Genomic DNA, 12,246 nt, shown 5'->3' with positions numbered 1-12,246 from the left:
TGGGCGAATGCATAGATTAGGCGTATGAATGAACGTGCGAGGAGGAAGTAAAACGAATGAATCCGGTATATCCTTTTTACGGTGAGAAAACGGTGTGCAAGCCACAAAAGCTGGCTTTCCCTCCCCAGCATCAGGACCGGCAGCCAGGTCTGGAAACCCTGATGGTACCTGAACCAATTAGCGAAGATCCTGCTTATATTGGCAGCTGCAAGCTGGATGGCAAGGTTGCAATTATCACCGGTGGTGACAGCGGAATCGGCAGAGCGGCAGCCATTGCTTTTGCCAAAGAAGGTGCGGATATCACCATCGCTTATTTATATGAACGGACCGACGCCGAAAGGACACGTGATCGCATTGAAGAACTTGGACAACGGTGTCTGTTGATCGAGATTGATCTCCGGTTGAAGAAAAACTGCGAGGCTGTCATCCGTACAACCATGGAGACCTTCGGAAAGATCGACATTCTGGTCAACAATCATGGCGTACAGTACGTTCAGCCGAGCATTGTCGATATTACGGAAGAACAGCTGTATCATACGTTCCAGACGAATGTGTTTGCCTACTTTTTTCTGATTCAGGCAGCTCTCCCGCATCTCTGCAAAGGAGCATCCATCATCAATACAGCTTCCATTACGGCCTATAAAGGTGAAGTACAGCTGATTGATTATTCCTCCAGCAAAGGGGCTGTGGTCTCTTTGACACGGGTACTCGCCAAATCGCTCGCTGCTCAGGGCATTCGGGTCAATTGCGTCGCGCCCGGGCCGATCTGGACACCGCTCATTCCTTCCAGCTTCTCCGCCGAAGATGTGCAGATATTCGGAACCTCGACGCCGATGGGCCGGGCAGGTCAGCCTTATGAGCTTGCAGCTGCCTACGTGTATCTTGCGTCCCGCGACTCTTCCTACGTGACCGGAGAGTGCATCCATGTCAATGGTGGGGATATGGTAACGACCTGATGCATGATTATCTGGAGATCGCTTAAATCTTTGAAAAAAGGACATTGGTACAGTTATGAACGCAACTGTATCCTCTCCGTTTACGGGTCATGTCAGGTTGGATTTCGCGTTGGCAGCAGGAGATCACGTTCCCTGCTCCGAAGAGGGTTAGGACTACTGATCCGGCAAGCCGGAACCTGACATCTTGTGACAAGGAGCTGAACAACCTGATGAACTACGATCCACTCTATCAACCGTATCCGTCCTACCGTGTACCCGTCTATGCCAAACAAGGCATGGTTGCCACTTCACAGCCTTTGGCTGCGCAAGCCGGTCTCGATGTGTTGAAAAAAGGCGGCAATGCCATGGATGCCGCTATCGCAACGGCGGCAGCACTCACAGTGCTGGAGCCAACGTCCAATGGCATTGGGGGCGATGCCTTTGCCCTCGTCTGGACCGAGGGCAAGCTGCATGGCCTGAATGCCAGCGGACCTGCGCCTCAGAGCATTTCGATTGAGGCGCTCAAAGCGGCAGGCCATTCGGAGATGCCGAAGCTAGGGGTCGTTCCGGTGACGGTGCCTGGCGCACCGGCGGGTTGGGCTGAGCTGAGCCGCCGATTCGGGCGGCTCACGCTGGCGGAAGCGCTGGAACCGGCTGTCCGCTACGCGGAAGTAGGTTACCCGCTTGCGCCTGGGCTGGCCCGCCATTGGGCACGGGCAGCCGACATCTATGCACGCCAAGGCGATGCGGAAGCCGGGCGTGCGTGGTTTGAGACGTTTGCCCCAGGCGGGCGTGTTCCGACCGTGGGCGAAATGTGGCGTTCGCCGGATCATGCGGCAACCCTGCGCCGGATTGGCGAGAGCGGAGCGCGAGACTTCTATGAAGGCGAGCTTGCGGAGCGTATTCACTCTTTTATGGCAGAGCACGGAGGTTATCTGACCAAGGAGGATCTGGCTACCTTTCAGCCTGAATGGGTTGATCCGATTTCGGTCTCCTATCGTGGATATGAGGTGTGGGAGATCCCGCCCAACGGTCAGGGGCTGATAGCGCTGGCAGCGCTCAATGTGTTGAAGGGTTTTGATTTTGATGAAAAGGAATCCGTACTGGGGTATCATCGACAATTGGAAGCCATGAAGCTGGCGTTTGCCGATGGGGAGAAGTACATTACCGAGGAACGCAAGATGGGCGTTACAGTGCAGGAGTTATTGTCCGAAGCGTATGCAGACGAACGGCGCAAGCTCATTGGCGATAGGGCACTTCCACCTGAAGCGGGCGACCCAAAGGCAAGCGGAACGGTGTATCTTGCAACGGCAGATGGTGAGGGCAACATGGTTTCCTTCATTCAGAGCAATTATATGGGCTTCGGCTCCGGGCTGGTTGTGCCGGGCACAGGCATTGCCCTGCAAAACCGGGGGCATAATTTCTCGCTTGATCCGAATCACGCCAACGCATTGGAGCCGGGCAAACGGACATATCATACGATCATCCCAGGCTTTCTCACACGTGGTGATGAAGCGGTTGGGCCATTCGGGGTCATGGGTGGTTTCATGCAGCCCCAGGGTCATGTGCAGGTCGTCATGAATACGGTGGACTTCCACCTCAATCCACAGGCCGCGCTCGATTCCCCGCGCTGGCAGTGGACCAAAGGCAAAACGATTCTGGTTGAGCCCGGATTTCCTCAGCATATTGCGCAAGCACTTGCCCGCAAAGGGCATGATATACAGATCGCCCTCGATCCGTCAATGTTTGGACGCGGCCAGATCATCTGGCGTAACCCGGACAACGGCGTGTTATGCGGAGGCACGGAAAGCCGGGCCGATGGCTCGGTAGCTGCGTGGTAATATGTTGCAAGTGCAGCTGAATGTGAGTAGGAAAGCTTGAAGCATTGCATACGCTGGGAGAATGGGGAAAACCATTCATATATAAATGTATTAGTGTAGTCATTCATCATTTATTGGTTTGACGAAGAGGCAAAGAAGAGATCTGATTGGTCTCCTCTTTGCCTTTTTGTCTATCTTTTTTCCGTTGACCTTGATCAGCAGCACGCAAAGGTTCTGTCGAGAATTCGAATTCATGCCTCATCAAATGTAAATTCCATGTATAATTCATGGGTTTCATTGGCGTTTCAATGATTTTCCGTAAATTTTCATCACTCCCCATTATGGAGACTCTGTTCCCTTCCGATATACATATAGGGGATTCGCTCACCTCACACGTCATCTCCATCTTACAGAAAAGAGGACATACGCACATGAAAACACAGTGGAAATACAAATTCGGGTTCACCATGATGATGATTCTGGTTGTTCTGGTGCTGGGAGCATGTTCGGCAGCCGAGAAGGTCTCCCCCGCAGATCAGCGAACCAAGGTCGGAATCGTTCTTACGGATGTCGGCCTGGGTGATCATTCCTTCAGTGACGCATCTTTTGAGGGATTGGTACAGGCAAGAAACGAGAACAGTATTGTGTTTGATTACAAGGAACCGGGAAAGGATCTGACATCCGAGGCAGCCTTTGAGCAATTTGCGAAGGATAAGGTGGATCTGATTATTGGTCTAAGCGACACGATAAAAGCCGATTTGGAGAAGGTTGCTCAAAAATATCCCGATCAGCGTTTTCTCATCATTGACGGGCATTCCGATCTCCCCAATGTGACCTCCATGTCCTTCAAAGCAGAAGAAGGCAGCTATCTTGCAGGTATCATTGCTGGCTTTGCAACAAATGAAGACCATGTGGGCTTCTTGGGTGGAATGGATATTCCGGTGCTTCACGATTTCCAGCAAGGTTTTGAGCAAGGTGTAAAGGCCGCTAATCCCGATGCCACAGTGCATGTCGTGTACGCCGGGGATTTCGGCAATCCTGATCTTGGAGGTAAGCTCGCAGCACAGATGATTCAGGAACAACGAGTTGACGTGATTTATGTTGCTGCCGGACTTACCGGTATAGGTTCACTTTCAGAGATTCAGCGATTGGGTAAATACGCCATTGGCGTGGATCAGGATCAGTTCTTTTTAGCAGAAAAAGCAGTACTCACTTCCATGCTCAAAAATGTAGATGTCTCTCTTCATAACGCCATTAATACGTTCATTCAGAACCAGCATTCATTTCCCGAAAAAGAAATGTTCTATGGTCTGGCAGAAAACGGCGTAGGTTTAACCGCCCTACATAACATCACACTCACGGACGAACAACAGCAAACGTTCGAAGATTTGAAAGCACAGATCGCTTCCGGCAAAACCAAAATTACCCTAGATCAATAAACCAATTGCTAATATGGAGGCACGCTTATGAAATTGCAGGGAAAGCTGATATTGAATGCCATCGTATCGTTACTGTTATGCCTTTTGCTAGTCGCCTATATCATTATTCAATTGCTAAACATGAATGCCAAAAATCAAAATCTGGTGCCTGCCATGCTGAAGGTCACGGAGCTGAACGCTAACCAGATACAGACCGAGCAGGCGCTCGATGTGTACTCGTTCTCCATGACAGCTGGCAATCAGGATAATGTAACACGCTTGCTGAATGAAGGTAAAACCATGGTAAAGCAGCTCACAGAAGGCTTGCTGGAAACGGATGAACAGCTTCGCCTGATTCAATCCATCCAAACGAAATTAACGGCTCTGGACACGGGTGCCACGGAAGCCATCACAGCCATGAACAGTTCGGACGCCAAACGTTTCAGCTCACGGGTCAAAGGCATACAAAATGATATCTATATGCTGGATGAGGTCACCCGGGATCGATATGATCAGTACACAGTAGCTCTGGAGCAAGACATCCAGCGGACCTGGCAGATTGCTCTCGCCGGAGCCGTCGTCCTGCTGGTCGCTGTCCTGTTGTTCAACATGTACACTTCACGACAATTGGCGGGGCGCATTCGCTCCTTGAAGGAAGCCGCAGGACAAATTGCGAACGGCGATCTTACGCAGCAGCTTCCAGAGACCCGAGGCAAAGATGAACTGGATGACTTAAACCGCTCCTTCCGCCTTATGACGGGGAATATTCGAAGTATCATTCAATCCATCGGTGCGGCAGGAAACCGTGTTGATGGGATGGCCCAGGATATCGATCGCGGCAATGATACCGTGCAAGCCATAGTGCAGCAAGTCTCCCGAACGACCGAAGAACTATCGATTGGCAGTCAGAAAATTGCTGAGGATCTAAGTGAAACGGTTATGGTCGTGGACAAGATGCAGCATATGTTTGAAAGCAATCTTCAGGCGACTTCACAATCGGCCATCTATGGAAACGAGGTTCTGAGTTCCGTGCAGGAGGGGCACATTGCCATACAGGAACAGCTTCGACTGGCTGAAGTAAACCGGATTGCCATGACCGAGGTAGAAAAGACGGTCCAGGAACTGGAGGAGAGTGCCTCCCGAATTGCCACCATGACTGCCTATGTGTCGGGCATTGCTACGCAGACCACCCTTCTGTCTCTGAACGCCTCCATCGAAGCGGCACGTGCTGGTGAAGCCGGACGCGGCTTTGCTGTCGTCTCGGGGGAAGTGAAGAAACTGGCCGAACAATCGGAGCAATCAGTGCAGCATATCTTTGCGGCTGTCGGCGAAATCACAGCGTCTATGGGCAAAGTGAAAAACTCTGTGACCCAGAGCATCCAGCTCTTTGCAGAACAGGAGCAGGCCACCGGAAAAACCGGTGAATCCTTCTCCGGCATTCGTCACAGTGTAGAGCGGATCAGCACAAGTATTAATCAGCTTACGAAAGACATGCAGCAGTCCAGTGAACTTAGCGCACAGGTTCAGCAGGCGATTGAAAATATAAGTGCCATCACGGAACAATCGGCTGCAAGCAGCGAGGAAATTACCGCTTCAACGGCCGAGCAGCAGCGTTCATTCGCCGAAGCAAGCACCAAGGTGAAAACCCTGCGGGATATCAGTGCAGAGATGCATCAGGAGCTATTACGGTTCCGGTTGTAGCTGAACCATGATAAAAGAAAGAAGAGAAGCCGCTGTACCGAAGGTTGGAAGAGACTTCCTTCTTTTTGGGTCGAAGCGCTAACCCATTCTAGCGAATCGTACAAACGTTAATTGAAGGATTTGCGTTGAATGCACAGTTTAACGAATTCCAGGCACGCTATTCTCGTTATAATAGTACAAACTTGGGTCAGAACCGGCCGATCAGTGAAAATAACGTCGCTGTGATTCGTTAAACCGCAGATCAATGGAAAATGCAGCTGATAGCGTGTGTCCGGTTCGTTAAACGGTATCACATTAGAAAGGGATATCCACGTCATGTTGATGACTACAGGACATCCCTTTCTTTCTTGATGTTATGGATGGTTTACTTGTTTCTGTTATGCGCAGGGGATGCAGAGTGTCATTTTTGCGTGCACTTCTTGTGTGTTTTTCTTGTGAGCACTTCTTACGAGCACTCCCTGCCTGTTCATCCTGTGTGTTCCATCCCGTGTGTTCTTCTTGTGCGTACTTCCTGTCGTTACTTCTTGCGAGCACTTCCTGCATGTACTTGCCGCCTTCGCTTATGCCCTTGATTTATAGTGCGTCCATAATATCCCCGGCAAGCAGGGATGCCGGATCACCGCGCAGCAACGCGGCACGCTCCCCGGTCTGACCGTGCAGGAACACACCAAAGGCAGCAGCCTGCTCCGCGCTGAGTCCCTGGGCGAGCAGACCGGCGATAATGCCGGTCAATACGTCTCCCGCACCGCCGGTGGCCATGCCAGCGTGCCCGGTGGTGTTAACATACGCCTCGCCGGATGGCGTTGCAATGACCGTTCGTGCTCCCTTGAGCACGAGAGTCACGCCTTGCTCGCGGGCGTACCGTACAGCGTGTTCAATTCGGTCACGCTGCACTTCTGGGGTCGACATGCCCAGCAGTCGGCCCATCTCCCCGGGGTGCGGCGTCAGAATCGTCGCCGCACTTCGTATACCCCAGTCGCGAGGCCCGGTTGGGCCAGCGTCTGCAAGCATGTTGAGGGCGTCCGCGTCAATGACGAGCGGACGATCCGTTTGCTGCCACAGACGGCGCAGCCAGTCGGTGTCGCCCTTGAAGCGGCCGAGGCCGGGGCCGGTCGCGAGCACGTCGCGGCTTTCCGCGAGACGCAGCACGGCGTCGGCGGAAGCCGCGTTCCATTCGCCGCTGTCGCCATCGGCGGCGGCAGCGAGCATGAGCTCGGGCACGGTGCCGATGACATGCGGCAGCAGTGCCGCGGGCAGCGCCCATGTGGCGAGCCCGCAGCCAGCGCGCAGCGCGGCTTTGGCCGAGAGCAGGCCTGCGCCGCTCATCGGCAGACTGCCTGCGGCCAGCAGCACGTGGCCGTAAGTGCCCTTGTGGCCGTCCGGTACCCGGAGGCGGCTCGTGTCCACGCGCAGCGCACTGCGCAGCACCTCTTCCGTCAGCAGACGGACCGAGGGGCCATGCTCCGGCGCAAGCCGCGCGGGAATGCCGATGGAGCGCACGACGATCCGCCCCGCGGCAGATGCACCCGGGTACTGCACCAGCCCGCGTTTAAGCAGCGCGAGACATACGGTCACCCGGGCCTGAATGCAGGGCTCATATACCTCCCCGGTATCGGCATTTAGCCCGCTTGGCACATCGGCGGACACGACCGGCTTGCCGCTGTCGTTCGCCGCCTCAATCAGCGCCGCATATGCTCCACGCGGCGCCCCACGCGAGCCGGTGCCCAGCAGCGCATCTACGATGCCTGTGCACCGGCTGAAGTCCACGGCTTCGCGCCCGTGGACCAAGGCAGGGATGCCGAGCTCCGCGGCGGCATCCCGCTGCACTGCGGCCTCGCCCCGCAGTGCATCCGGCGCATCGGCGTAGACCAAAGTCACGCCGAGCCCCGCTTCAACCAAATGGCGCGCCGCAACCAGCCCGTCGCCGCCATTGTTGCCCTTGCCGATCAGCATGTACCACTGCTGATCGCCGGGTTGCTCCATCACGAGCGCCGGATCGGCGGTGATGTCGCTACCATGACCAGACCGATCCCCGGGCCCCGTGTGTGCCCGCTTCCCATTTCCATTGTTCCAGCTGCCATGCTGCTGCGAACGCTGTCCCATCTGCTCAGCCCTGTATTTCCGGCACAACTGAATAACTTCCTCGGCAATGGCTCTGCCCGCGTTCTCCATCAGACTGGCAGCAGGAATGCCAAGCTTGTGAATCGTATGCTCATCCACAGCTCTCATCTGTTCAGCGGTTACGATAAACAACGTTCATCCCTCCCCGGTGACAACCCTTTTAGAAATAATTTCTGGCTATTAAACCTGAGCTATTAAGCTATTCAATGCTCCAAACCTCAACTCAGCAAACCTGTTCTGTTTACCGCTCCAAGCCAATTCTCCGTTTCATTGATCTGGTTTAGCCGAATAACGATTAATAGCCCACCGTAAACCGGGATTGAATAAATTGCGGATCATCCAGCTCATCTACCAAAGCCGCTGCAAAATCACCAACGGAAATCGAGCTCTCACCCAGATCATCTGTGATCACACGATTCATGCCAACCCGGAACAGACCTGTCCGTCTTCCTGTTGTGATCGTAGCCGCAGGACTCATGTAGGTCCAATGGATATCCGATGCCTCAATCAGGTTATACGCATCGACATGAGCTTTCGCCAATGGTTTGACTTCCTCAGGGAATCCTGGTGTGTCCATCAGCATTTCTCCAGAATCCGTAAGCAAGCTTCCTGCTCCGCCAACGACAACCAAACGTCCTGCTTTTCCACGACGAACACCCTCAATTAATGAACGTGTAACTTCCAGCATCTCTTCCTCCGCACCAAACTTCGGTCCATAAGCACTCACAACAGCTTCCTGACCTGCTGTAAAATCGGCAACCTGGTCCGGGTTAAGCAAATCCCCCTCTACCACACGCAAACGCTCATGCTCCATCTCAACCTTCGAAGGATCACGAACAATCGCCGTTACCTCATGTCCACGGTCCATCAACTCCCACAGTATCGTCTTCCCAATCGTTCCGGTTGCTCCAAAAATGGCAACTTTCATATTAAATCCCTCTTTTCAGTAGATATCATCTTGTCAACTTACCGTTATTTTAATACTTAATCCCATTGTTATATACCTTAAACGGCTCACGCCATCTTAAACCCTCTTCACCCACTTGTAAACCGTCGCCAAAAAATCTCTTCCAGCTCTTACTCCTCATACAAAAAGCCGTTTTATGCGGCTCAGCATCGATTACTTCGTATTAAAATGGGGTTAAGCATATTCTCCTCACTTCACTTTCAACGACCTGTGCTTTATTTCCGTTCTATTCCCCTTGTCTCCACCACATACCCTCCGATTTTGGACTGGTGTAGGTGAAACCAAATTGAGCGTACAGACGATCGGCAGGAACATCTGCCAGCAGGCTAACCAAACCACGAGCAGGCACATGTTCACGCAAATAATTCATGATTTCGCTCATGATCAATTTGCCATATCCTTTTCCCTGATGGTCCGGGCGCACGGCGATATCCACCACCTGAAAGAAGCAACCACCGTCCCCGATGACCCGGCCCATGCCTAAAATTTCATTTTCTTCACGCAGACAAACGGCAAAAAGACTATTGGGCAGCCCAATCTCCGCTCCCTCCTTGCTCATCGCACTGAGACCTGCGATCTTCCGTAACGCAAGGTATTCTGCTGCTGAGGGCGGTGTATGTTCAATGTTGATGTTGTCCATAGATCATGCTCCTTTCCTGTTCCTGCTTGAATTCACGCAATTCCTGTGTAATAGTGAGAGAAAGCTGATGTGAACCGTGTTTCATGCTGCACTACAGTTTTTGCAAAGGAGGAACCATTGTGCTTCAACGCTGGATGCTTGCTCTATTCTCATATCCGGGCTTCGTGGCGGTACTACTCGGAATCATCGCTGTGCTGCTTGGACTCTACGTATGGTCTGCAACTGAGGTCAGACGAAGCCGTGACAGGCGAATGCATGCGATACGAGATACATTATACATAAGTACAACCCTATTGGGACAACTCACTGTAAAAGAACATCGGAATGCTGCTCTTACGGAACATGAGCACCATGAACTATTAACGGCCATGCTATCCTGCAGAGCCGCTGTGCATCTGTCTCCACAGCTTCAGGATCAGATCCGCAGCTGTATCATCGATGTTGATCCCGCTCGACTAGCCTTGATGCACAAGGCTCTCGAACGAGAGAGTGCAGCATTATCCGATGAATTGAATCGGTACGCCCATCCAGACCATTGGGGAAAAGCTGTATGGAATGTCATTCGTCCGGCTGCCGAGCCCGCCGCTGTGGCGGCTGTACTATACCTGATCGCTGATTTTGTATTCCGGCAGCAAGGTCTAATGTATCCTTTCTGGCACTCCTGGTTCAATGCTTTGCCATGGATACGCTTCGTCTCCTTGCTCATCACGGTGTTCTATGGTTATCTGCTCTGGTCCAGCCCAAGACAGGGTTCATCAGGCACAGTAACCAAAGCACTTGTTACTCTAATTGCCCTATGCTCCCTGCTTCATCTGATTGGACTTGCCGCTGCTCCTTACGCATTGGGATTACAACTCATCCTGTTCATCTCGGGCTTCAGCCTGACAGGAACGCCTTCTCGCAGTGATCGCCCCTATGCGGGACACACCGATTTGGATAAGAAATTGAATCGAAGTACAGAAGCACAGGAGGATGAGAACTTGGATATGGAGTTAAATCTCTATAAACCACGCACATCCGGAGCCATTTCCGAAAAATAAACCTTTTTTAACTTGGTTTGCCCGGCGTCATCAGTCTCAGTTCATTCAACACCCAAAAAGAGAAGCCCGCAAAATTGGGGGCTTCTCTTTTTTAATTTCTACTATTTTCTGCATTATGCCTAATTCGATCCTAAATTACATGAAGCCTATCCCTTCGCGCTTGCATTCGATGAGCGCAATGAACGGGGTGAGCTGCTTCGTGCAGTGCTGCCGGATTTGGAGGCGCTGCCGGAGGGCGTATTTTCAAAACGCTTGCGTTCGGTCCGCTCCATCTGCACAATCTGGCCTTCATGTACAACGATGTGCAGCGAGCCAAACTCCATGTCATTCAGTTGTCCGGCGATTCGATCCATCCATACCTCATCCACTTTTAACGGCTTAGCCATAGAGCCGCCTCCTCTTCTCGGGCTACTGCCCGCTATATTCCTCAAGTGTGCTGTCATCCAACCTGACTTATAATTCATTCTTATCCAACCTATATACTTGGTTTATACATTAGCAGGGCTTCCAGTAGCTGTCAATCCGAATTTTCACAAAGTTTTAAACAAAATCCATTTTCATTCGGAGCCCCTTTCATAACCAAGATGATTGGCATAAATACAGGAGTGTCCCATCACTTTTCGGGAATCGTTTTATGACCCAACCAGCTCTTGAGCAGCAACGTTGCCAGGGCCAAAATCAGCAGCAAGGAGGCGACGGCAAATGAAGCGGAGAATTGATATTCGTTATACAGAATCTCGACATGCAGCGGCAAGGTGTTGGTCTCCCCGCGAATATGTCCCGATACAACAGATACGGCCCCGAACTCGCCCATCGCCCGCGCATTACACAGAATGATGCCGTATAACAGCCCCCACTTGATGTTGGGAAGGGTCACGTTCCAGAAGATCCGCCACCCGGAGGCCCCCAGCGTAACCGCCGCTTCTTCTTCTCTCGTGCCCTGATCCTCCATTAGCGGAATCAGCTCTCTGGCGACGAAGGGAAACGTAATGAACAACGTAGCGATAACAATGCCGGGCAGGGCAAAAATAATTTTGATATCATGCTCGGCCAGCCACGGTCCAAACCATCCATTCGAACCAAAAACAAGGACAAAGATCAACCCGCCTACAACAGGCGAGATCGAAAAAGGCAGATCGATCAGGGTAATCATGAGTCCTTTACCCCTGAACTGGAACTTGGTAATAACCCACGCAGCCGCCACACCGAATATCGTATTGAGCGGTACGGTGATCCCGGCAACCAGCAGCGTAAGTTTCAACGCTGACATCGCGTCCGGCTCGGTAAGCGCGGCGATGTAGACACCCCAGCCCTGCTTTAATGCCTCCATCAGCACGATTACCAGCGGCAAGATGAGCAGCCAGAGCAGCACCAGACTTGCCAAGCCGATCAACAACCATTTAACCCATGGTGCTTCCGTGGTTGCACGATTTGGCCCCGGCCCGGTTCGCACACGGGAAGCAGGCGTCAATGGAACGGAACCCGCCATATTTTGTACCTCCTTTTGGTTTATATAAGTTGAACAAATGATTTACACTAAACCACTGCGCGGTCAGAACATCTTCCGATTGCTGTTATCCCCAGATTTTTTTATGAACTACTCC

General features: G+C 52.3%; 11 protein-coding genes. 5 read left to right on the top strand and 6 right to left on the bottom strand.

Features of this window, described 5'->3' with window-relative positions; translation table 11 throughout:
* Window positions 1-56 precede the first annotated feature (56 nt).
* Window positions 57-956, top strand: coding sequence for a glucose 1-dehydrogenase (locus MHB49_RS02980; RefSeq protein ID WP_405154965.1), 900 nt, complete (start codon window positions 57-59; stop codon window positions 954-956).
* A gap of 209 nt (window positions 957-1,165) precedes the next feature.
* Window positions 1,166-2,776 carry a gamma-glutamyltransferase family protein gene (locus tag MHB49_RS02975; RefSeq protein ID WP_405157027.1) on the top strand — a complete coding sequence of 537 codons (1,611 nt, stop codon included), beginning with the start codon at window positions 1,166-1,168 and terminating at the stop codon, window positions 2,774-2,776.
* 106 nt (window positions 2,777-2,882) lie between these two features.
* Here MHB49_RS02975 and MHB49_RS02970 read toward each other — a convergent pair whose 3' ends face one another.
* Complete coding sequence (locus tag MHB49_RS02970) at window positions 2,883-3,095, bottom strand: hypothetical protein (protein WP_405154964.1); 213 nt, start codon at window positions 3,093-3,095, stop codon at window positions 2,883-2,885.
* A 91-nt stretch (window positions 3,096-3,186) separates the two neighbouring features.
* On the opposite strand from MHB49_RS02970, the gene MHB49_RS02965 reads away from it, so the two are divergent.
* Both MHB49_RS02965 and MHB49_RS02960 read left to right on the top strand, forming a co-directional pair.
* Entirely contained in the window at window positions 3,187-4,194 is a 1,008-nt protein-coding gene (locus tag MHB49_RS02965; protein ID WP_405154963.1) for a BMP family protein, read from the top strand.
* Between the two features lie 27 nt (window positions 4,195-4,221).
* The gene (locus MHB49_RS02960) at window positions 4,222-5,874 is read left to right on the top strand and encodes a methyl-accepting chemotaxis protein (RefSeq protein WP_405154962.1); all 1,653 of its coding nucleotides are present in this window, start codon (window positions 4,222-4,224) and stop codon (window positions 5,872-5,874) included.
* 573 nt (window positions 5,875-6,447) lie between these two features.
* Here MHB49_RS02960 and MHB49_RS02955 read toward each other — a convergent pair.
* From MHB49_RS02955 to MHB49_RS02945, 3 genes are all read right to left on the bottom strand, one after another.
* Window positions 6,448-8,127 (bottom strand): NAD(P)H-hydrate dehydratase, encoded by a 1,680-nt coding sequence (locus MHB49_RS02955; RefSeq protein ID WP_405154961.1) that lies wholly within the window; start codon window positions 8,125-8,127, stop codon window positions 6,448-6,450.
* 163 nt (window positions 8,128-8,290) lie between these two features.
* Entirely contained in the window at window positions 8,291-8,923 is a 633-nt protein-coding gene (locus MHB49_RS02950; protein ID WP_405154960.1) for an NAD(P)-dependent oxidoreductase, read from the bottom strand.
* Window positions 8,924-9,188: 265 nt separating this feature from the next.
* The gene (locus MHB49_RS02945) at window positions 9,189-9,602 is read right to left on the bottom strand and encodes a GNAT family N-acetyltransferase (RefSeq protein WP_405154959.1); all 414 of its coding nucleotides are present in this window, start codon (window positions 9,600-9,602) and stop codon (window positions 9,189-9,191) included.
* 119 nt (window positions 9,603-9,721) lie between these two features.
* On the opposite strand from MHB49_RS02945, the gene MHB49_RS02940 reads away from it, so the two are divergent.
* Window positions 9,722-10,642 (top strand): hypothetical protein, encoded by a 921-nt coding sequence (locus tag MHB49_RS02940; protein ID WP_405154958.1) that lies wholly within the window; start codon window positions 9,722-9,724, stop codon window positions 10,640-10,642.
* Between the two features lie 146 nt (window positions 10,643-10,788).
* On the opposite strand, the gene MHB49_RS02935 is transcribed toward MHB49_RS02940, so the two are convergent.
* Window positions 10,789-11,028, bottom strand: a complete 240-nt coding sequence (locus tag MHB49_RS02935) for a YezD family protein (RefSeq protein WP_062322628.1) — start codon at window positions 11,026-11,028, stop codon at window positions 10,789-10,791.
* A gap of 227 nt (window positions 11,029-11,255) precedes the next feature.
* A complete protein-coding gene (gene cysW / locus MHB49_RS02930; RefSeq protein ID WP_063566190.1) occupies window positions 11,256-12,131 on the bottom strand; it encodes a sulfate ABC transporter permease subunit CysW in 876 nt (291 codons plus the stop codon).
* Window positions 12,132-12,246 lie beyond the last annotated feature (115 nt).

The sequence above is a fragment of the Paenibacillus sp. FSL K6-0108 genome, from assembly GCF_045040695.1.
In the GTDB taxonomy this organism is placed as follows: domain Bacteria; phylum Bacillota; class Bacilli; order Paenibacillales; family Paenibacillaceae; genus Paenibacillus; species Paenibacillus pabuli_B.
Note: the sequence above shows the minus strand (reverse complement) of the source record. Positions and strands in the feature narration are given on the sequence as shown.